This window comes from Dyadobacter sp. SG02, assembly GCF_900109045.1.
In the GTDB taxonomy this organism is placed as follows: domain Bacteria; phylum Bacteroidota; class Bacteroidia; order Cytophagales; family Spirosomataceae; genus Dyadobacter.
On sequence record NZ_FNYL01000005.1, the window covers coordinates 227,396 to 249,891 of the forward strand.

Genomic DNA, 22,496 nt, shown 5'->3' on the forward strand with positions numbered 1-22,496 from the left:
CTGATTTAAAAACTGATACTTGCGCCCACATTGATCGTCCGGTTGATCGGGTACATATACCCGTACAACTCCGAAGGGTGCTCCGGATCGAGCCCTTTCACCTTTGTGAATGTGTGGAGGTTATAGCCGTTCACATACACGCGCAGCCCCTGCACGCCTACCCTTTTCAGCAAATCCTTCGGCAACGAATAGCCGATCTCGGCACTTTTCAGACGCAGGTAAGCGCCATTCTGAATGTTACGGGCCGAGTTTTCGTCGGCCGTGGTGCCGGTGTAGGCATAGTAACCTTTTGTCCATTGGGTTGAAGGATTGTAAGGGTCGGCCGTCGGGTCGTTGGGATGCCAGCGATCCATGAAGAATTCCAATGCATTACCATCCCAGGCCAGCGGTTCGCGCAGCTGTTCGCCGTAAGCGACATATGAAAGCGCCGCGCCCTGGAAGAGGATATTGAAGTCAAATCCCTTGTAATCGATAGAGCCTGAGAAACCGAAATTCATGAGCGGGTGGTTCTTTTTCGCATCGCCGCCGACGGTGGTGGTGCTGGCCGGGTTAATGGTGGTCGCAATCGGATGACGGTCCATGTCGTCGATCGTACCGTCGCCGTTCCAGTCTTCGTAGATGTAGTCACCCGGTAATGTGGCACGGCCTACGAATGCGTTGTGTTGGGCGATCTGCTCATAGGATTGGAACTGGCCTTCGTAACCCCAGCCAAACCATACGTCGTTGTAACGGTTGCTGCGGTTGTTCCGCCAGTCGTCGTAGGAGTTACCGGACCGGCCTCTTTCGATGTAAATGTTGCGGGTACGGGTGAGCGAAAGGTTACCCGACACATTGTATCGAATCTCATTGATTCGCTTGCGGTGGGAAACTGAAATTTCGAAACCGCTTGTCTGATCGCTGTTCAGGTTTTCCTGCGGCATCGTCGCGCCGAATGTACCGGGGAGCGACATGAGGCGGTTTGCCAGCAAACCGGTGCGGTTACGACGGAAAATATCGAAGGTAACCTCCACCAAACCATTCCAGAAACCTGCGTCCAGGCCCGCATTGGCAGTTTTCACGGTATACCAGGTAATATTGGGGTTCGGCGAATTGCGGAAGCCCAGCGAATTCACAAACGACCCGCCGAACATGTACCCGCCGGCCAGCGCCTGGCTGTTGCCATTGAACGGATAGTCATAACCCGACACAAACTGGTAGGAAGAAGCACCATCATCCCCCATTGTTCCATAAGAACCGCGGATTTTCAGGTTATCCAGGAAACGGAAGGCTGCATTGTTTTTGATAAAACCTTCCTCGGACAATCGCCAGCCAGCCGAAACCGCCGGGAAGAAACCCCACTGCTTGCCGGGAGGGAATTTGGACGAACCATCGTAGCGGAAGCTGAAATCGGCGATGTATTTGCCCTTGAAATCGTAGTTCAAACGCCCTACCAGCCCTTTGTTCGCATTCTTCCAGATGTTGTTGATATTGCTGTTCCCGACCTGATTTTGCGCTTTTCCGGCAAAAAGATACTCCATCGGAATCCCCAGCTCGCGGCTCGCGAAGAAGTTGTCGCTGCTGCGGGTGCTTTCTTCATAAAGTACCAATGCGCCCACATTGTGCGTCTCCTTGAAAGAGCGGTTATAGTTCAATGAAACCTGCATCAAAGTGGACGGCAGCATATTGTAAGTCTTGGTCAGCTGGTCGGGCAGGTTGTTCGCGAACGGCGCATAGGTGTCGCTGGACGCATTGTAATCGTACAAATTGTAAGACTTTTTATAATTGGTGTTGGAGTTGATCCGCGTGTCGTAGCTGAACATCCCTTTCGCCATCAACCCTTCTACCTGCGGCACCGTGTATTCGAGCTGAAACTGGCTTTGGAGCCATTTGTTATTGTCCTGCTGGTAACCCGAAATATCGGCGGTCGTCAATGCAACCGGGTGCCCGGCGGCCATTTTGAAAAGGTAATCGGGATTATTGTTGGCATAATTGGTCTCGTTCGGCTGTGCGCGCCAGAGCGGCCCGTATATTTCGTGCATACCGCCCGCCTGCTGGTTGTTTTTGGTATCGATAATACCGCTCAGTTTCAGCGAGGCACGCAACTGCTTCGTAATCTGCGCATTAATATTCGACCGCAGGTTGTATTTATCATAATTGAGATCCTTGCTTTTCCAGAAACCTTCCTGGTACATATAACCCATATTGATAAAATAATCGATCTTGCCGTCAGCAGTACCGCCGCTCGCGCTGAGGTTATGCTGTTGCTGGGGTGCGCGTTTCTGCATCACGAGATCGTACCAATCCGTGCTTTGCAGCTTCCCTTCACGATATGGGGCAAAATCCGATTCGGAATAGCGGATCGTCGGACTGTTCACATTGTGCATGCTCTTCTCGTTCATGAGCGTGTAGCGTTCGATCGCGCCCACGGGTTTCGGCAAACCCAATGCAGTCTGGCTGCCGTAATACATCGAATACTCGATCTTCGCCCGTCCGCTCGCGCCGCGTTTGGTCGTCACGAGCACCACGCCATTGGCCGCACGCACGCCGTAAATGGCCGCCGCGGCGTCTTTCAGAATGGAAATGCTTTCGATTTCATTCGGGTCGATGCGGGAGATATTGTCGCGCGGCACGCCGTCTATCACGATCAGCGGATTACCAAAGCCCCGGATATCGAACTGGTTGGAGTTGAAATCACCCGGCTCCGACGATTTCTGCACCACCCGCAGGCCCGGCAGCTTGCCCGTGAGCATATTCTGCACGTTCTGGTTTTTGGTAGTGACGATCTCCTGGCTGTTCACGGAAACGACGGCTCCCGTCAGCGTCACTTTCTTCTGGGTACCATACCCTACCACCACTACTTCGTCGAGGTTCTTGTTGTCTTCGGCCAGGGTAATGTTAATGGTCGTCTGGCTACCCACCGCGACTTCCTGTTTGGCATAACCTACAAATGAAAAGACCAACACATCAGCCGCCGACCCGATCTGGATTGAAAACTTGCCATTCACATCGGTGGTCGTGCCCGTGGCGGTACCTTTCACGAGCACATTCACGCCCGGGATACCCTCGCCTTTTTCATCTTTAACTGTTCCTGAAACATCGGTGGCGGCGGGTGGCCGGTTAGCAGCGGGCGGGTCCCCGGCTGGTCGGCTGCCACTCCCGAGCGCATACGCAGGTGGGTTGAAATGGCACAGCAATGCCATGCTCATCGCCCATAAGGGGATGGATAGAGTTTTGTTCATAATTGTTTTTTTGAAAGAAAAAGTTACACGGAGGTAATTGTAAATCCGGGTGCTAAGTAACGTGCAGGGCGTTAACGCAGACTTAATTTGGACTTAATTGCCGCTTTTTAGCCGACATTTTTTCCCATTTATTCTTTATTAAGTCATAGTTAATCTAAAATTATAGGTGCCCGTCTAGTTTTGGACCAATCCGCCAGCCACTCCCGGCACCGTGGGCTTTTACTCAAATCTTTTCACCTTAATCCAAAACTGAATGAAGACCAACTGTTTACTGTTGCTCCTGTTACTGGCGGCGACCCTGCCCTCGCTTGCGCAGGTGACGCCCGTCGACGACTGCGAATCGCTTACCGGCTGGGGCGGTGGCGGCAATGCGCTGAGCCTCGACAGCGATGCGCCCGTGCAGGGCACCTATTCGATCAAATCCGAAGGCGGCAATACCGAACGCCTCCGCCGGACATTCACCACGCCGATCAACACCGGCATCGGCCCCACGGAGTTGAATATCGCCTACCTGCAATTCTCGCTCTACGTTTCGGACGTTACGAAGTTCAGCGCCTCGGGCGGGCAGTTCGAAATTACCAGTTCGGGCAACCCGGATACCGACGAGTACAACTGGGGCACGGCGAGTGTGAACCTCCGCAATGGCTGGAACAACGTGGTACTTCGCCTGAGCGCGGCGGGCAAGCAGGGTAACCCGAACCTGGCGGCCATTAATTTTTTCAGGTATTACAAGCCTATTAATGCGGGTGAATCGGTGATTATCAAGATCGATAATGTCCGTTTTACAAAAGGCTATGAAGGCAGCGTGCTCAGCGGTGCGCACATTTTCAGCGCGGCCGACGATGCTACCGGCTGGTCGGGGAGCGACGCGCCGGGCACCGATACGGGCAACAAGATCCTCGGCAGCGCGTCCATCGTTAAAACCGGCTCGGGTACCAACTGGTTTACATTCAATCCCGCGCCATTCAATACTACTGTGACGGAAGCCGATGGTATCGTGAAATTCTGGCTTTTCGTTTCGGATGCGTCCCAAATGAACGGTAGCGGAAGCATTGTGTTCTCGTCTTCGGGCCAGGCGGGGACGGACGAATATCGCTGGAACCTGGCCAACCAGAAAATACAAAATGGATGGAACCACGTGATCCTGCATTTGCCGGGTGCCGTAAAAACAGGTAATCCGAATTTGTCCGCCATTAATTTCTTCCAGATCAGCCAGCCGCTAAGCGCGTCTATTACCGCCCGGGTCGACGAGATCGAGTTTTACGAACCTGCCGACGTTGCCACGCCCGTCCCATCGGCCAACACATTGAACGGCAAGGTGATGTTCGGTTATCAGGGCTGGTTCGGACTTCCGACGGACGGCAGCCCTACCCACAACTGGTGGCTGCACTGGTTCGGCGGCGCGCCCGACCATGCCAATGCAACCGTGGATATGTGGCCTTACCTGGGCGATTACCCTTCCAGTGAGCTCGTGGCGACGAATATGGTGTATAGCAACGGCTCGCCCGCGAAGCTGTTTTCGAGCTACAATTACAATACCGTCGACCAGCATTTCAAATGGATGCGCGAGCATGAAGTCGACGGCGTTTTCCAGCAGCGGTTTCTCCAAAACTTCCGCACAGGCGATTCGCGCGTACCACGGCATTTCGAAAAAGTGATTGAAAACGTGCAGACCGCCAGCCTGAAATACGGTCGCGTGTATGCGATCATGTACGACCTCTCGGGCGCGGACGCGACATCTACCGAGGCCGTGATCGCCGACTGGAAGCGCCTCGTGGACGAAATGGGCGTCACTTCCGAAAGCAATTACCTCTGGCACAAGGGCCGTCCGCTGGTAGCATTGTGGGGCCTCGGCCTGGCTTCCAGCCCCGACGCCACCGCGGAACGTTCCGACAAGCTCGTGAAATGGTTCCGCGACGGCGATCCTACCGACCCGACCGACGATCCCAAATACCGTGCGACCATCATGGGCGGCCTCAACAATAACTGGCGCACACATACCGCAGAATGGCTCGCGGTATACGACCAGCTCGATGTGATCAGCCCGTGGTCGGTGGGACGGTACAGCAACGAAAGCGGCGCCAATGCATTCGCGATCAACTCCGTGCGGCCGGATATGGCGTATTTGCAGCCTAAAAACATCGATTACATGCCGGTTATCTTCCCGGGTTTTTCCTGGTTTAACCTGCAAACCGTTCGGAACAACCCGTCGGCGGCCATTAAAAACTCCATTCCGCGCAATGGCGGCAGCTTTTTGTGGCAACAGTCCCAGAATGTGATCAACGAAGGCGCGAATATGATTTACCTGGCGATGTTCGACGAAGTGGACGAGGCGACTTCTTTCTTCAAAATGGAGAAATTCGCCGACCACACCCCGAAAGGCGGCGATACCTGGTTCCTCTCGCTCGACGCCGACGGTTTCGACCTTACGCCCGACTGGTACATGGGCATTGCCGGTTATACCAAAAAAGTACTCGCAGGAAAAGCGACAAACAGCCTGTCGGTTCCGCTATTCCCGAATGCGCTGAGTACCACGGCCGGTCAGCCGTTACCCGTTACACTGGTGAGCTTCGCCGCCCACACCGAGCAGAATAATGCATTGCTAACCTGGCGCACCTCACAGGAAACCAACAGCTCGCATTTTGAAATACAGCGGAGTGCCGACGCCAAATCATTTATCACTATTGGAAAAATCAATTCACACCAAAATTCCAATGCGAACAACGACTACCGGTATACGGACACCAACCTGCCCGCGGGGCGTTTCTATTACCGTTTGAAAATGGTCGACCTACCGTCGGATGGGCACTCTGCGAACGGCGCTTTTGCTTACAGCAGCATTGCAACAGTGGAAATCGAAAGATCGATCGCTGTGAACGTATTTCCAAACCCGGCGGCGAATGTGCTTGCTATCCAGTCCGATGCGCGCATTTTGCAGGTGGATATCGTAAATTCCGCGGGAAGGAAGATGCATTCATCCACGCCCGGCAAGCCGAGTTTTGAGTTGAATATTGCCACCTGGCCTTCTGGGATTTATGTTGTGAAGGTCGACGGCGTCGAACGAAAAATCGTAAAACCTTAAATCCAGTTCGGCATATTACTTGAAACAGCGCCCCGGTCGGAAACGGCCGGGGCGCATATTTTTACGGCCCCGGCACGCGCGACCTTATATTATTTCAAGTTTTTTTTAACTTTTGTAAATTATTACTACTGACTGCGTATACCTGAACCGGGCCGATGAAATTGCCTTTTTTCCTCCTGACATTCCTTTTTGTTATTCCCATTACCGCCGACAACCCGGCAAATGCCCAATCGTACGGCCTGCGCTTTGCGAGCTACGAGGCCTTGCAGGACCACCGGACCACGCTGGACCTAACGCCGGCGAAGCCCGTTTGCATTTCGGAAAGCCTCGAATTCGCATTCGATCTTTCCTTTGTACCCAAACAAAAAACCTATTTCGGCTATATTTTCAGGCTGATCGGCGACGATAAAAACAATATCGACCTCATTTATGACAATGGAATCGCCGCGGCCAATGGTCGTTTCCGGGTCATTGCGGGCGATAAACTCTCCGGAATCGCTTTCAATATTTCCGATCAGGCGCTTTTTGCCGGCTGGAACAAATTCCTCGTCAAACTGGACGCGAAAAGCCGGAAATTGAGCATTACCGCAGGCGGTAAGACCTACACGCACACATTGGATATTGCGCCCGGTGGGTGCTACCAGCTGCTTTTCGGGGCCAACCAGCACAAGTCCTTCCAAACGACGGACGTACCGCCGATGAACCTGGCCAATATTCAGCTTTCGCAGGATGGCAAGCCCGCCGGGCTCTGGCCGCTGGACGAGCATTCGGGGGAAACGGCACATAACCAGAAAGGCAAAGTAACTGCGGTAACCAAAAATCCGGTTTGGATCGAAAAACTGCATGAGGCATGGCAACCGCGCAAACGAATGGTTACCAGCGGTTTTGCCTGCTCGGCCCTGGATCAGAAGCGCGAAATGCTCTACCTCATCGGCGAGGACAGCCTCCATACCTACTCGGTCGCGAGCCAGGTAACCGTTTCGTATCCTTATCAATCGGGCAGGCTGCATTTAGCGAAAGGTAATCAGGCTTTCGTAGATACGGTTTCGGGCAACCTGTATACTTACAATGCTGACCAGCAACGCATTGCACGCTTCAATTTTGCCAGCCGGAAATGGGACAACAACTTTATTTTCCCTATTCCCGAAAGCTCTACGGAATACTGGCATTCCAACAAGTTTTATTCCGCCGCCGATTCCTCTCTTTACATTTTCGGAGGCTATGGGCATTTGACTTACAAAAACAAGGTGCATCGCTACCATTTGCCTACCGGCCGATGGGCAGTCGATAGTACAGCGGCCATAGCGGGCATTTACACACCCCGATACCTGGCCGCAGGCGGTGTGGGGCCGCGTGGTATGTACGTACTCGGTGGTTACGGCAGCCTTACGGGCCAGCAAATCCTCAACCCCAGAAACTGGAACGATTTGCTGCGTTTCGATCCCAAAACAAGAACCTGGAAGAAAGTATACGACACCGGTACGGACCTTGCCCAGCTGAATTTTGCCAACTCGCTGGTTTTCCCGGACGGTTACTTCTATGCATTGAGTTTTCCTAAAAACCGCTACAATTCCGAGTTGCAACTCGTACGCGGCTCGCTCGATAAACCGGAATTCAAGGCGATGGCGACCCCGATCCCCTACTCTTTTCACGATACGCATTCCTTCGCCGATCTTTTCTATTGCCCCGACAGCAAGCAGCTGGTAGCATTCACCATGACTCGCGCCGAAGACGATAAGCAGACGGTCATGCAAGTTTATACATTGCTCTCGCCCGTACGCGAGGCGCATGCAGAGGTGGCAACCGCCGAAAGCGAGCCGTTGCCAGTCTGGCCGTTTGTAGCAGGTGGCACCGGCTTACTAATGGGTGCGGCATGGCTGTATTTTCGCCGACGGGGCATGGAGACGACCGCTTCCCAACCGCAGGGCGAGCCGGCGCCGGAAGCGCATCCGGCCCTGGCGCCACTACGCAAAAGTACCAGCCAGGCGCCGCCGCAGGAGAAAAACAGCATTTCCCTTTTTGGAGATTTACAGCTTGTCGATAACAGCGGAACCGACATTACCCAGGCGCTGACGCCGTTGATCAAGGAGCTTTTCCTCGTCATTTTACTGTACACCATCCGCTGGAAAAGGGGTATTAATTCGGATAAACTGAGGGAATTGTTATGGTCGGATAAAACGGCGGAGAGTGCGCGGAACAACCGGTCGGTGAACCTTACGAAACTGAAAGCGATCCTTACCAAAATGCCGCATTGCCAGATCGTGATGAATGCCGGGCATTGGAAGCTGGATTTCGACGAAAACGAAGTACACGTCGATTACCTCGATTTCATGAATATCACTTCTTCCAAAATCATAGACAGGCCGATGATCGAGGCGCTGATCGGCATTACCAACAAAGGAAGTTTTTTATCCAATCTGGAATTCGAATGGCTCGACCCTTTCAAATCGGAGATTTCGAATATCGTGGTCAATACCTTCCTGAATTACGCGGGGAGCATTTCAGTATCCGACGATCCTGAATTTGTGATCCGACTGGCCGGCAACATTTCGTATTTCGACCCGGCCAATGAAGAAGCGATGATCCTTAAATGCAAGTCGTTCGCGTTGCTCGGCAAGCATTCACTCGCCAAAAGTACGTTTGAGAGCTTTACGCGCGAGTACAACAACATTTACGGGGAGGAATTCCGCCGGGAACTGGCGGATATCCTCAAATCGGAAGTGTAGACCTTATTTTTTAGTATACCGCAATCCCACGGAAAGCCCGATCTGGTACGGTTGTATTTTAAAAGGGTTATCGGGATTGCGTAGTTTCGATAGGCTGTATTCAAAATACGGCCCGACGGTCATCGCCACATTGTTACCCGCAAAAAGCTCTTTGCCAAAACCTGCATTCAACCAAACCAGGTTCCTTTTTGAAGTGAGATCGCGGCTGTATTCCGCACCGACATCCCCGTAATAGTCACGCAGGAAATGCGAGCGGCGTACCACATGCTTTTTCACAGCCATTCCGACCAATCGAACCGTGCTGTTCTCTTCCTGCGGGATGCCTTTCCGAACGACCTGGTAGTTCCCGGTGAGGTCCGGCCCCACGGTAAATTCACTGGTAGCGATCTCGTAACGGTACGACTGCTTGAACTGGCCATAGTTGAGCGACAGCTGGAAACCTTTACGTTCTACACCGGCCGAGAACTTGTATCCGACCGTTGCCGCCGAGATCTTGGCAGGTAATACGAAATTCTGGTAAACGACACCATTGCCCGGCCTCACGGTCAGGATCTGGAATGTGCGCAAAGGTGTAAGCCCCGCGATAAAGGTCCAATGCTCTTTGAAAAGATATTCGTAACGTTTTTGGGGTTCGCCGGGCGTGATGAGGCTGTCGGGCTGCCAGTTATAATGTGGAAGGGCCATTGGCCTGTGATCCAGCACCCCGATGTCTTGATCGGCCAACGTGGGCCCTTCCAGTTCCTTGATATTGTTTTCTGCGCTGTCGGGTACTGCACTCCCGAAGTCCATTTTCTCCAATTCCGAGTCCAGAAATGCCCTGTCGGCCGGAGACATCTGGTCATCACTGATCCAGAGCGAACCAAAAGAGGACGGGTTCGACCGGATCATTTCGATCAACTTCACAACGTCCGCTCGCTTATACCTATACGGCTGCACAACCGCGCGGGTTGCGCGTACGGTACGCGCAGGCACGACTTCCGGGCTATCATGACGGGGAGCGGCTGCCGGAGAACGTTTCGGTGCTATCAAATCCGCATTGCCTGTATTTTCCGCATTACCCGTATTCCCGACATTACCGGCATTCACTGCATTACCGAGGTTTTCAGCATTAACCACATCGCCTTCCCGCGCCACGAATGGTCGGGCCGCGATCGGCCGGGCCACGACTGGTCGGGTCACGACTGACTGGGCCACGACAGCCCGGGCCGCGATCGGCCGGGCCGCGACAGGCCGGGCCGCGATCGGCCGGGCCGCGGGCGGCTGACCTTCTTCCTGCACTTCGGAACCAGGCTTAGCCGCCATAGCCTCTGAAAAAGCTTGCGTAGCCTGGCGCACGTTGGTTACCATGTCTTTTTTCTGCTGCAACGAGTACGATACAATGTACACGGCGGCCGTCAGCGTGATGAGCAGCAACAGCGCCGCAACGAGGCCCGTTTGCACCATGCTGGTCCCTCCGCCAAGCCCTTTGAAGATTTTTTCCCTCAGGTTCGGGTCGGGTAGCCTTTCAAAATTATCGAATCGTTCCCGGAGAGCTTTACGCAACTCCTCGTCGATTTGCTCGTCAGAAGATTTCATATTGCGTAATTCCTTTTTCCTGTAACTTCCTCATTAATAAATTCCTTCCTCTTAAAAATTGCGAACGGGAAGTGCTGTCGGAGATCGAAAGCATTTCGCCGATTTCGCTGTGGGTATAACCGTCTATCAAATGCAGGTTGATGATCATCCGGTATCCGTCCGGCAGTGTATTGATCACATTCAGCAGTACGTTCATGTCTATCTGCGTGATAATCTTTCCGTAATCCCCCGAATCGATTTCCCGCTGAAAATCTTCGAGGTTCGAGTGGAGCTGCTGTTCCTTGGTAGTCCGGTGATAATAATTGATCGCTGTCCTGATCACCACCGATTTCACCCACGCATCGATCACCTCCACATTCCGTAATTCATTGATATTCTTAAAAACCTTGATAAACCCGTCCTGAAAAATGTCCTCCGCTTCCGCTTTGGTTTTCGCATAGCGCAGGCAAAGCCCCAGCAACCTGGATTTGTACCGTTCGTAGAATGCCGTTTGTGCCCTGGGATCGCCGGCCTGGCAGGCCCGAACCAGATCGGCAAGCGAACTGTATTTTTTATTGCGGAAAAAGGTCATTCAGAGGGGATATGAAGTGTATCGTTGAAATAATTATTTCCCGTTCATCGCAATATCGTGGTATTGTAAGTCATGCTCACAAAATTTCCACCCTGATCGAAAACCAACTGGCAATTTTCATTCGTCCCCTGCAAAGTCATTCCATAGCCAGTCCCGATCGGGTCCGAAAACTTATATCCTTCCAATATTTTCATCGAAGCAAATGCCGGTGAACTCTTTACAAAGTTCTGTATTTTTTCAGGGTATTCATCAATATTGTAATAAAATGCTTCGGCCCTGTAAATCGTATTGATCAGATTGCCCGACGCATCGAAAGTAAAATCGTAACTCGTACTCGATGCGGTAAGGGCATTTACTTTATATTCTTTTTCATTTTTTTCATTAACCGAAATCCTGGCAGTAGCAAACCGCAGCTTTTCCCGTTCCAGAAAACTGCCCGCACGAGCAGGTAAGGCACTCAAATCATCTTTTCCGATAATATAGGCAAACTTGAAATAAGGTTCCAACTGCACAGCATATTTAGAGAAGTCATTGACTGGAACATGCTCCACCCACGTCAGCAGATAATCGCGACTATTCCATATATACCTGGCAAAGAACACTTTGGGATTAACCACCCTGGGTTCCGACTCCTTAAAGGTATCAACCTCCCCGCCACTCACGCTCCTTACGGGCAGTGACTGTTTCAATGAATCGGGCAGCCCGCCATGCATGCGGTACACGCTCAATATTTTTTTGGTATTTAAAGCTGCGTAAAAAGGATTGCCGTTCAATTTATAATAAACTTCATAAAGCTTATCCTTTTCTATGGCTTGAAAAGTGGCATCGGTAGCATCCGGATAGGCACTCGACATTACCTTGATAATGGATTCCGGTAATGTTTCCTGCGGGGCCGCCTGTTGATCTTTATAATTGCTGCATCCATTCAGAAAAAGGACCAAAACAATTAAAAGCAGCAATTTGTCAGTAAACGTTTTTTCATTCATAGCATCAAATCATTGATCGCCGGGGTGCCAGTTATGTATTTAATATAAGGATACTCCAAGTTTGTGGTCCGCATCCCGGTATTCGACATCGGTGATCCAGGCTGCCCGCATGATAAAAGCGTAAGTTATTTTGCCATCCGCCGTTTTTTCCTCTGCCACAATCCTGATCCGCTCTGCACTCGCGGCCCTGCGCGCTTCCTCGACGCCCCTGTACAACGGAGCAGGTTCGCTGGCCACGTAGCCGGTGTCCGGCCGCCAGTCGGTGCCCGACAGCGCCGCCGCAAGCGACTGGATACTTTCCGGCAAAGGGAGTTTCATCATTTTGCGGTCGTTGTCCCACATCCATTCGCCACTTTCCTTCGTGGATTTCAGCATGACGGTGCATTTAAACTCACCAAAAGGGACATTGCCATACGCGCCGGTCATTTGCGATTCGGTGACGGTACCTTTGCCAAAATACCCCCGCCCGAATTGCACCGCTACGAACGGTATCACGTCGTTCAGAAAATGGCTGTTCAGCAACGTGGGTTTTTCCCTGACGTTCACCGTGGCTATCTGATCTTCGTCCTGACGGGTTATTTCCTCGATGCGCCAATACCTCTCCTGTACGATCATTCTGCCCAGAAACTCGGCCTTGGTAAGGCCCTGACCAGACACCGGCTTCATTTCGTTATCCGTACCACAGGATAACAATGCAAGCGTAACAAACAGAAGACTGTTCATCAAGCACATCCCGAATTGCCGTTCGCGACCGGCTTTTCCATGCTTCATTACCATCTGAGATTCAATTTATTTGCCCTGTCGACGGGGCTCTTTTTAGAAATCAAGCAGGAAGACACGCAGGCTAACAAAACCGCTGCACCGGGCGAAAAAAAATTCTAACCCATGCCGGGCAGTTTGAGGCCGGAGCCTTTCAGGGCCTCCATCAGTTTCTCCTGTATCTCCATTTTAGTATCTACGAAACCGTGCGCATCGAGCCACACATTCACCATTACTTTGTAGCCATCCGGCTCGATAGATGATATTCCGATGCGCCTTGCGGGGACTTTAAGGGCACTTTGGGCATGATCGAGGACACTGTTGACGATGTTTTTAACCTCCGTGAAATCGATGGCGTTACTGAATTTCATCTCCACATCGAGCCGCCTGTTGCCCGAACCACTGATGTTGATGATGACCTCGTTCGATAGCTTGCTGTTGGGGATCACCACCATGCGGTTGTCGTAAGTTTTGACTACCGTATAAAAGATCTTGATCGCCTCCACGGTACCCTCCTGCCCTTGCGCCACGATGTTATCGCCGACGTGAAAAGGTTTGAGGATCAGGATAAGTACCCCACTTGCGAAGTTCTGCAAAGTCCCCGACAATGCCAAACCCGCCGCAACGCCGATGGCACCGATTAACGCCGCAAAAACGGTCATTTGGATGCCTACGATCTGCATTACCGACACGATAAGCAGTACCCGCAGCGTGGTCACGGCCAGGCTGAGGAGGAAGGGCGTGAGCGACGGGTCGATGTCGCGCTTGTACATGTGTGCATTGAGCCAGCGCGAGAGCAGGCGGATGAGCCAGAAGCCCGCTATCAATATGCCTATACCTAACAGAACGGAAGGCCCGGTTTCCAATATCCATGTGTAAGCCTTGTTATAAAATTGCTGAATTTTCATGATTTAAATGCATTGCTGAAATACCCGCCTCGCGAAAAAAATCTGTTCCAAAGCCCGCTGGCATATTTTTTGATCCTCTTTTTCCCATTTAGTTAAGGAAAAAACCCAACAGACATGGAAATCCATCATCAACAACAAGCAAAAATCATCGGCGAGGAGCTGGCCACCCATCGCAGCCGCAACCGCGCCAGATACATCGTGTATGCAGTACTTGCCGCCATCGCCGTGGGTATAAGCTTCTACTTCTATTCACCCAAGCCGGTGAACAAGGCTGCCAACCAGAATATGTCGCTTTTCCTGCAAAACACGATCAGCGACATCGATCTGAAACTTAAAAACGGTGACAACAACACCGACCTCGCGACACGGCTTTCGTGGCACAAGTCGAACACGGCATTATACAACGAGGCAAAGGATAATTCCGACAAAAAGATCGTGCAGCAACGCGAGGTCTTGAAAAAGAAAATGGTGCAAGTACAGCAGCGCGACTTCCCCGAATTGCGCACCGCTTATGTGGAATCCAAGAAGGAAGCGCTCGACGAGCAGCACGTAGCAATCGGCCTTACCGGCGACCATCAGGATGTGCTGACATTCGAAGGCCAGATGTTCCAGCCGGAACAGGTCCGGAAAGATTTCATGAAGAATATTTACGGGATCGCAAGCGACCTGCGGTTTAAGAAAATAGTATACAAATGGTCCGACAACCCCGACGGGCATCACAATTACGAGATTAAATCGAAGGGGGACTCGGAGATTTGACCGCTCCGCCAAACTCATTCCGGTAGATCCTCACCAGCAGCAGCAGGAGGCTGATCAGCAGCGGGCCGAAGATAAAACCCCAGAAACCGAACAGTCTCAGGCCTGCGATCAGGCCGAGAATGGTGATGACCGGATGCACATTGCCGACTTTCTGTAAAAATGAAATGCGCGCCACGTAGTCGATGTTTCCGATGATCGTTACGCTGTACGCGGCCAGACCGATCGCTTTCCCACTTTCACCTTTTGAAAACAGGAAGATCACCAGCGGGAGCCAGATCATCGCCGTACCGATCACCGGGAAGAATGCACACAAACCGGTGATCAGGCCGAGCAACACGAAATCGTCGATCCCGACGATCCAGTAACCCAGCAATGCCACCAGCCCCTGGATGAGCGAAATGAGCGGTATGCCCAGCGCATTCGCGCGGACCATGCCGCAGGTTTCATCGGCCAGGGATTGGATGTTCTTATGTTTCAGGGGAATGTAGTGTTCCAGCGTTTTTTCCATCAACCGGCCGTTTTTGAACATAAAAAAGGCCAGGAAAAGGATCATCAGCAGGTTACCGAGCATGGTCGCAGAGCTGTTGAGAATTCCGGGGATGAAACTCGTGGCCTTTTTGCGGATATCGGTCGTAGCTTCTTTGGTAAGGAGGTCCTGGCCGGTCCATTCGCGGAGCTGGGCGGAAATCGCATCGATCACCTGATTGACTTGCTCAGGATTTTCTACAATCGCTTCTACCTTTTGAAAGATCATTTGCAATGCGAAATAAACCGGCGCTACAATGCAGGCCATGAACAGCACCATGAAAAGAATAGCGGTGAGGCCTTTTTTCCACTTGCGCTGTTCGGTGAGGTGGAAGTAATACCTCCGGCATAATATGTAAAGTGTGAGCGCCCCGAGAAAGCCGGGGAAGAAAATGTAAAGTTGCTTGAAAACGATGAGTGCCAATGCCGTGACAATCAGCAGAAAGGCTACCTGGCGAATGCGGTTGTTGAAGTCCGGGACCATGCAATATTGATATTTGATCAATATACGTAATGCAATTATCGTACCACTCGCCAAAAGGCAAAAGAAAAGCGCAGGACATCCAGACATCCTGCGCTTTTCCGTATATTCTGGACGGCTTATGCCGCCGATTGATCATCTACCTCTGCCTCCGGCGCATTTTTCTTCACGGATTCAATCCCGTTGTCCCGGCTTGCTACGCTTTCGTACATTTCGCTGCTTCCGATCGATTGCCCGTTGGTAGCTTTCAAAAGGAAATAGAATTTGTCATTTTTCGAAGTAAGGCGTTCGAAACGGGCATCGTCCTGCGAATTCTTTTTTACCGACTCGATACCGTTTTCACAAGCTGCTTTGGTCGTATAACCTTCGCTTGCGAGGATTACCTGGCCGTTTCCGGCTTTCAGGTTAAATTGAAATTCTCCGTTGGCCCTTTTTGTAATTACGAATTTTCCCATGTTTGAAAAGATTGGATTAGGCTTTCAAAGTACGACTATCTTTTCTTAATGCAAACCTATACGTTATCGAAATTGCGCTATACGTCTCGCAGGCCCGCACGGATCGTCCGGGCGACCCGCTCGCGGTAAGGCGCGCTCACGGGCAGGATATGCGTCCCGATCTCGATCGTTTGCCCGGAAAATGCCGTCACCCGGTCGATCGCGACGATCAGCGACCGGTGAATCCTCATAAAGCCCTTCCCGGCGAAATGCGTTTCGATCGACGACATGCCCTGGTAGATCGTGATCTCCTTTTCTGCGGTCCTGATCTTCGCAAAATTCCGCACGCCTTCGATATAAATCACCTCCTGAAGAAATACTTTCACCACCGACTTGCCCGAGAAAAGAAAAATGAACGGACCGCGGTCTGCCGCTTTCCGCTTGCCTCTTGTCCGGGAGCTCCGTTTCACTGCCGGTATGGCCGCAAAGCACCTTTCGATATGTTCGAGAAAATCTTCGAACGCTACGGGCTTCACCAGGCAGCCAAGGATATAGTCGTCATCGCCCGGCACCCATTTCCTTTTCTTGTTGGACAGTAAAATGACCCTCGGCCGGCAAGGCAACATCCGCAGGAAAGCCTCTCCCGTCACTTTTGGAAGCAGGATGTCCAGGAAAAGGAGGTCGATCTTGTTCCGCTGCAAGTACATCAGCCCGTCGATGGCGTGATAGAAAGTCCCTACATGTTCCAGCTTGTCCAGCTCGCCAATGTAGGATTCGAGCACGCTCGCGGTGTGCGGCTCGTCGTCGATAATCAAGCATTTGATTCTACTCATAGAAGTAATCCGGTGAATGATATATTTCGAGAGACCGGTTAAGTAATGAGAAGAACGATTTGAGTAGGATAGCGCTCAATTTCCAAATAATTCGGGAAAACTCCAACGGCTTCGAGGCCGTACCATATGGGTTAAAAAGGAAAGAATATTCCGGTATTTGTCCTGATTATACCGGCTGATAATTTATCTTGCGCCTTTGGCCTTATTTCCGCCACAGTTATCTAGTTCTGCATTATCAGTATGATTCTATTTTTACGTCTGAGATTTGTAACCAGCGTATTATCAGCATTCTTCATTACCCTTTTTTCCTGCAAACCAGCATCCGCCCAGGTAAACCTCGAAAACGGTCTCGTAGGCTGCTACCCTTTCTCCGGTAACGCCGGCGACCTGAGCGAAAAACAAAACCACGGCCGCGTAAATGGCGCCACTCTTGCCGAAGACCGGTTCGGCACCCCCAATTCCGCTTATAGCTTTGACGGAATCGACGACTATATTGAAATAGACCCGGCCGATCTTCAGGGAAATGCATTTTCCTATTCGCTATGGGTTTACCCGCGGGTTGCGCCCGGCGAGAATCAGGCCTTCTTCATGATTTCGGTGGGAAGCACACATGGCGACCAGCATATGATGCTCGCATGGAACTATGCCCGGAATGTTATGAATGGCTTCGGACATAGCAGTTATATGGGCTATGATTACAATGTCAGATGCATGACCGGACAAATCCCGGCTTTATCGAAATGGTACCACCTGGTACTGGTCAAAGATGCGGGCACCTACTATTTCTATATCAATGGGAAACGGATTTGTACAAATTCAACCGACGGCTCGTCCGCGTACTATGGCATGGGTACTGTGCATGCGACGATCGGTTCGCGAAACAACTTCGGAGGAGGTATCGACGCAACGATAGACGACGTCCATTTGTATGACAGGCCACTTACCTCCGATGAAGTGCAGGCCTTGTACGCAGGCTCCGTGGATATCCCTGCCGGCTCCGCCCGCATCGCCTCGGAAGACAATCCCTGCGCCGGTGCGGACGTATCCTTTACGGCCGAAGCCGACGGCGCTCCCGCAGTTTATAACTGGAAAGTAAATGGTATCTCACAAGCATCCGGCCCCGACCCGCATTTTACCTTCAAATGGCCCGAACAGCCTGGCAGTTATCAATCGAAGGTAACCGTGGATATTGCCTATGAAAATTCATGCTTTCCGACAAAACCGGTTTCGGCTGAAAAAACGGTCATGATCAAAAATTGCCAGCCGCCCGTCGACCACGGGCGACTGATTATTCCTATGGCATTCACACCGAACCGCGATGGTAAAAACGATAACTGGCAATTCTTCAATGCCGAATCACTGCCGCAACTTAGCGTAACGGTTTACAATCGGTGGGGCGAGATAATTTTCCATTCCAACGACTATCAAACCCCGTGGGAAGGTACGTACCAGAACGAAGTAGTCGCGGCGGGCTCCTATCCTTACAAAGTTCAGTTAGAAGGCAAGCTGATCCGGCAAGGGGTTGTGACGGTGTTGCATTAGCGTACCTGCGATCAGATGCTTTTCAGATAAACCCTCAATGCACGCATTTCCGTGTCTGAAAATGCGGCGGTCATCTGCCAGGGCATAGGCGCTTTCAGTTCGGTACCGTCGGGACGCTTCCCGGTGCGAAGCGTCTGGAAAAACTGTTCGTCGGTCCAGTGCGCGCTTGGGCCGGAAGACGAGATGTTAGGCGTTCCGCCATCTCCCGGCGTACCCTTCATGTCGGGCTTATGGCAACCTGTGCAGATTTGTGACACATATTTCCCAAAATCGGCGGTAACTCCTTCGCGGATCGCTAATGGAGGTGCCAAGGTGTGATCGATCTTTTCGGCCTCGAACAGTTCCAGTTCTCCGAGGTCGGCGAGAATGGTTGCGCCGACGCCAATCTCGCTCGGCGGAACTTCGCGGTCTACCGAAGGCGCCTGCGCGCAATAAGCGATCACCGCTTTCAAATCTGTTTCGCTAAGTTGATTAAAACCGGCCGAGGGCATGTAGATAAGCGGTGTACCGTTCCGTTGCAAGCCGTGGCGGATTGCCCGCACCCAGTCTTCGGTATCGAAATCCCGGGGTACCCCGCCCTTTCCTTTGGTCAGGTTCCGGCCTGTCAGCCGACCAATTCCTTTTTGTTCGAAAAGGACTTTACCACCCAGATCTTTGCCGTGACAATCGGTACAGCCTTTGACGGTCACCAGGCGCTTACCCATGGCAATGGTGGCGGAATCGGTTGGAATGTCGAGTTTGACGGGCTTTACCGCATACACTTTGTTTTTGCGGCTGCCTATCGTAATGTAGGCCTTGGTGTAATAACCGATGGCAAGCAGGAGCACGACCAGCAGCGCACGGCCGGTCCATTTCAGGATTTTCTTTAACATGGCTTTTGAAAATAACAGTTGAAAAAACTGCCGGCAATGCCGACGTTGCAAAAATGCCCCGTCGGCCAGCTATTTCCATTGTCAAATCCCCTGAAACGTCATATTAGCTGCATGAATTGCAAAAAGCTATTTACCAAGCCACTTTTTGAAGTCCATCGCCTTTTCGCGACTGATAATCACCTCACTTTCAGGAACGGGCGCGAGCGAGAGTTTGATTTTGTTGTTGAAATACGGGTTAATCTGCTGTACACAATGCACGCTGATGATAAACTGTCGGTTCGCGCGGAAAAAGCAGTCCGGGTCGAGCATCTTTTCGAGCTCGTCGAGGGTATAATCAACCGGGTATTTCTGGTTATTCTTCGATTTAAAAAGGCTTGTACCCTCTTCCGAATAGAAATAGGCGATATCGCTCACTTCCACAGGCACCCATTGTTGTACGTGTTTAACCAGAAACCTTTTGCGGTATTCCACCGGCTGCATCTGCTGCCGGAGCTGTTTCACGAGCGAATCGATCGCGTCGCGGTCGACGTTAGCGGCATTTTTGGACGCTTCGCTATCGGCACCTTTCGTAAGGCGGTTGTATTTTGCCAGGCTGGCTTCCAGTTCCTGCCGTTTGATCGGTTTAAGCAGGTAATCGATACTATTGACTTTGAATGCGCGGAGTGCGTACTCATCATAAGACGTAGTGAATATCACCGGCGATTCCACTTTCACCTGGTCGAAAATCTCGAAACTCTGTCCGTCGGCAAGTTCGATATCCATCAGGATCAGGTCCGGAACGTCATTTTCTTTCAAAAAATCCACCGATTCCTGCACGCTCGCGGCCTTTCCCACGATTTCTATATTGCCGTCAATTTCAGTCAGTAGTTTGGAAAGCTTGCGAACGGCCAGGTCCTCGTCTTCAATCAATAATACCTTCATAAATCGGTTTTGCTGTTCATGTTTTAAGGTCAAAAGTTAGGTCAAGATAACCAATTCCCGAAACCCGCGGGAAACGGAAACGCATAAACGCATGATCAAACGGTATTTGCGGGCAATGAAACGGCAGGGCCCGCTACCCGCCCGGCAAACAAGTCATTAGGCCGATTCCAGCAGCGGCAAACTCACCGAAAAAGTCTGCGGATTTTCGTCGATATGGATCTCTCCCTGTCCCAGCAGGCTGTATTTCGTGGCGATATTGGCCAGGCCAATGCGGCTGGAAGGGATTTTGACCGAGCGTCTTTGCAGGTTGTTCGATACTACGAGCCTTCCTTCGGCAGTGGTATTGAGGCGAATGTACAGCGGCTGCTGCGGCATGATCACATTGTGCTTCACCACGTTTTCCATCAGCAACTGCAATGTAAGCGGCGGCAACATATGGCCCCGGTAAGCCGGATCGATTTCCTCCTCCAACTGCAAATTGCTCCCATACCGCGTGCTGAGCAGGTGAAAATAGGAACTTGCAAAATTCAGCTCGGATTCCAGCGTCGTGAGTTCCGACTCGTTGCTCCGCAGCAGATACCGGTACACATTACTCATTTCATCGATAAACTGCGTGGCGAGTTCGGCATCTTCCTCGATCAGCGAAGAGAGCGAGTTGAGGCAATTGAACAGGAAATGCGGGTTGATCTGCTGCTTTAAACTTTCGAACTGGCTTTGCAGGTTGGCCTTGCGCAGCTTCTCGGTTTCGACCAGTTTTTGCTGCCACAGCTCGAACGCGTACACGCCTTCGTGTATGCACGTAACCACGATGTTCATGAGCGCACCCAACCCCAGCGCCCATTCGAAGCTCGTAAGGTCGTAGACATAGCCCCGAAAACCTGCTGCTTTGTAGAAGAAAAACAGTCCGCTGATAATGGTTACATTGCACACAATATGCGCCGGGATCATGAGCAGCATCCGTTTGGGCGTTTGTTTGAAATGCGAATACTGCTTGCGGAACCAGAAACCGATGCGGGCATGGACCAGCTGATAGGCAAGCCCGAAAACGACCGTAGACACAATCGTCGCCTTCGCGAAAACCGAGATATCCGAGAAATAAATATTACCCACCAACAGGTAATTCATCAGGAGAATGTACGCCGGCAGGAGCGCGAGGGCGATCCAGATGTCCTGTTTGGTGTAGGTAACCAGCAGCTTCATATCGTTTCGAACTGGTTGCGTGGTGCTCCTACGGGTATTCTGACGGTGAATGTCTCCCCGTCGTCGAAAAGCATGGGCTCTTCCAGGTTCAGGTCACGAAAGCGGGTGATCAGCGTTTCCAGGCCTTCTCGGGCCGCATTTACCTGCTTCGGCTGGATAGAGTTACGGACTTCGAGCTGCCTGCCCTGCGTCGTGATCGACAGTTTCAGCGGTTTTTGTTTCATCACCACATTGTTCCGGATCGCATTGTCGACCAGCGTCTGCAATGTGAGCATCGGTACCTGGCAATTGGCGCAGCTGTCGTCGATATTCATTTCCACCTGGATCGCCGAACCGTAGCGGGTGCTCGTCAGGAAAAGATAGGAATGGATAAACTCGCTTTCGTTTTTAAGCGACGCCAGCCCGTTTTCGCTGGTATGGAGCAAATAGCGGTAAACGCTCGAAAGTTCGTCGAGGAACGCCCCGGCCTGCACACGATCTTCTTCGACAAGCGCAGAGAGGGAGTTGAGGCTATTGAACAAAAAATGCGGGTTAACCTGGTTTTTGAGGTTGTCAAACTGGTTTTGCAATGCCTTTTTCTTAATCGCTTCCTCTTCCTGCAATGCAATGCCATATTGGCTCAGCGAGTAGATCAGCTCATAAATGGCACCCACCGCGAAGAGCGTCACCACGCAGAGGGTAATGTAAATGCTGTATTCTTTCAATGTAAAAACCTCCCAGTCCCAGCGTGCGAAATACATGAGCAGGAAAAAGAATGCCTGGCTGAGCACTTCAATCACCAGGTAACCGGAAAAAGTCCCGAGAATGCGCTGCCGGGTTTGCATAATATCAGGGTACCGTGCGCGCCACTTCTCACTCCATAGCGCCATCAATTGCCAGGTAATGAGGGTGCATCCGAGCCATGCCAGCGTGATGGTGAGGCTCTTCCAGTTGCTTCCGATAAATTTCTGAACAAGAAAAAGGTTCAGCAAAAATGTCCACACCAGGATCACGAGCGGACGGAACCATTTCCATTGCGAAGGATTTTTCAATTGGATACCGGCAGATTAGAGAGGAACGCGATTAATATTCCAAATATATGTTATATTTATAATCGCCGGAAGT

Annotated in this window: 17 protein-coding genes; 4 read left to right on the forward strand and 13 right to left on the reverse strand. The window is 51.6% G+C overall.

The features are described 5' to 3' along the window. Window positions 1–5 precede the first annotated feature (5 nt). Window positions 6–3,218: a TonB-dependent receptor gene (locus BMW93_RS13910; RefSeq protein WP_090376875.1), complete on the reverse strand. Its 3,213-nt coding sequence runs from the start codon at window positions 3,216–3,218 to the stop codon at window positions 6–8. A 253-nt stretch (window positions 3,219–3,471) separates the two neighbouring features. On the opposite strand from BMW93_RS13910, the gene BMW93_RS13915 reads away from it, so the two are divergent. Together BMW93_RS13915 and BMW93_RS13920 are read left to right on the forward strand one after the other, a co-directional pair. Further along, window positions 3,472–6,300, forward strand: coding sequence for a T9SS type A sorting domain-containing protein (locus BMW93_RS13915; RefSeq protein WP_090376878.1), 2,829 nt, complete (start codon window positions 3,472–3,474; stop codon window positions 6,298–6,300). Window positions 6,301–6,455: 155 nt separating this feature from the next. Then, window positions 6,456–9,026: a hypothetical protein gene (locus BMW93_RS13920; RefSeq protein ID WP_090376880.1), complete on the forward strand. Its 2,571-nt coding sequence runs from the start codon at window positions 6,456–6,458 to the stop codon at window positions 9,024–9,026. Window positions 9,027–9,029: 3 nt separating this feature from the next. On the opposite strand, the gene BMW93_RS35830 is transcribed toward BMW93_RS13920, so the two are convergent. The 5 genes from BMW93_RS35830 to BMW93_RS13950 all read right to left on the reverse strand — a co-directional run bounded on the left by BMW93_RS35830 (window position 9,030) and on the right by BMW93_RS13950 (window position 13,825). Next, a complete protein-coding gene (locus BMW93_RS35830) occupies window positions 9,030–10,601 on the reverse strand; it encodes a hypothetical protein (protein ID WP_229240428.1) in 1,572 nt (523 codons plus the stop codon). Next, complete coding sequence (locus BMW93_RS13935) at window positions 10,588–11,172, reverse strand: RNA polymerase sigma factor (RefSeq protein ID WP_090376883.1); 585 nt, start codon at window positions 11,170–11,172, stop codon at window positions 10,588–10,590. The genes BMW93_RS35830 and BMW93_RS13935 overlap by 14 nt, the downstream gene beginning before the upstream one ends. Before the next feature lie 44 nt (window positions 11,173–11,216). Beyond that, entirely contained in the window at window positions 11,217–12,158 is a 942-nt protein-coding gene (locus tag BMW93_RS13940; protein ID WP_090376886.1) for a hypothetical protein, read from the reverse strand. 39 nt (window positions 12,159–12,197) lie between these two features. Further along, on the reverse strand, window positions 12,198–12,929 hold the full coding sequence (locus tag BMW93_RS13945; RefSeq protein ID WP_229240429.1) for a hypothetical protein: 732 nt from the start codon (window positions 12,927–12,929) through the stop codon (window positions 12,198–12,200). Window positions 12,930–13,036: 107 nt separating this feature from the next. After that, window positions 13,037–13,825 carry a mechanosensitive ion channel family protein gene (locus tag BMW93_RS13950; RefSeq protein ID WP_090376891.1) on the reverse strand — a complete coding sequence of 263 codons (789 nt, stop codon included), beginning with the start codon at window positions 13,823–13,825 and terminating at the stop codon, window positions 13,037–13,039. A 114-nt stretch (window positions 13,826–13,939) separates the two neighbouring features. Between BMW93_RS13950 and BMW93_RS13955 the strand changes: the two genes are divergently transcribed. Then, a complete protein-coding gene (locus BMW93_RS13955) occupies window positions 13,940–14,584 on the forward strand; it encodes a hypothetical protein (protein ID WP_090376893.1) in 645 nt (214 codons plus the stop codon). Here BMW93_RS13955 and BMW93_RS13960 read toward each other — a convergent pair. From BMW93_RS13960 to BMW93_RS13970, 3 genes are all read right to left on the reverse strand, one after another. Next, the gene (locus tag BMW93_RS13960; RefSeq protein ID WP_090376896.1) at window positions 14,556–15,593 is read right to left on the reverse strand and encodes an AI-2E family transporter; all 1,038 of its coding nucleotides are present in this window, start codon (window positions 15,591–15,593) and stop codon (window positions 14,556–14,558) included. The two genes, BMW93_RS13955 and BMW93_RS13960, sit on opposite strands and share 29 nt — an antisense overlap. A 116-nt stretch (window positions 15,594–15,709) precedes the next feature. Next, the gene (locus BMW93_RS13965; protein ID WP_090376899.1) at window positions 15,710–16,045 is read right to left on the reverse strand and encodes a YegP family protein; all 336 of its coding nucleotides are present in this window, start codon (window positions 16,043–16,045) and stop codon (window positions 15,710–15,712) included. A gap of 77 nt (window positions 16,046–16,122) precedes the next feature. Continuing rightward, a complete protein-coding gene (locus BMW93_RS13970; protein WP_090376902.1) occupies window positions 16,123–16,857 on the reverse strand; it encodes a LytTR family DNA-binding domain-containing protein in 735 nt (244 codons plus the stop codon). Between the two features lie 240 nt (window positions 16,858–17,097). On the opposite strand from BMW93_RS13970, the gene BMW93_RS13975 reads away from it, so the two are divergent. Further along, window positions 17,098–18,399, forward strand: coding sequence for a LamG-like jellyroll fold domain-containing protein (locus tag BMW93_RS13975; protein WP_090376905.1), 1,302 nt, complete (start codon window positions 17,098–17,100; stop codon window positions 18,397–18,399). 11 nt (window positions 18,400–18,410) lie between these two features. On the opposite strand, the gene BMW93_RS13980 is transcribed toward BMW93_RS13975, so the two are convergent. The 4 genes from BMW93_RS13980 to BMW93_RS13995 form a co-directional block, all read right to left on the reverse strand. Beyond that, on the reverse strand, window positions 18,411–19,271 hold the full coding sequence (locus tag BMW93_RS13980; RefSeq protein WP_090376908.1) for a cytochrome c: 861 nt from the start codon (window positions 19,269–19,271) through the stop codon (window positions 18,411–18,413). 126 nt (window positions 19,272–19,397) lie between these two features. Then, on the reverse strand, window positions 19,398–20,192 hold the full coding sequence (locus tag BMW93_RS13985; protein ID WP_090376912.1) for a LytTR family DNA-binding domain-containing protein: 795 nt from the start codon (window positions 20,190–20,192) through the stop codon (window positions 19,398–19,400). 156 nt (window positions 20,193–20,348) lie between these two features. Next, entirely contained in the window at window positions 20,349–21,392 is a 1,044-nt protein-coding gene (locus BMW93_RS13990; protein WP_090376915.1) for a sensor histidine kinase, read from the reverse strand. Continuing rightward, on the reverse strand, window positions 21,389–22,423 hold the full coding sequence (locus tag BMW93_RS13995) for a sensor histidine kinase (protein WP_090376918.1): 1,035 nt from the start codon (window positions 22,421–22,423) through the stop codon (window positions 21,389–21,391). Before BMW93_RS13995 ends, BMW93_RS13990 begins: the two co-directional genes overlap by 4 nt. Window positions 22,424–22,496 lie beyond the last annotated feature (73 nt).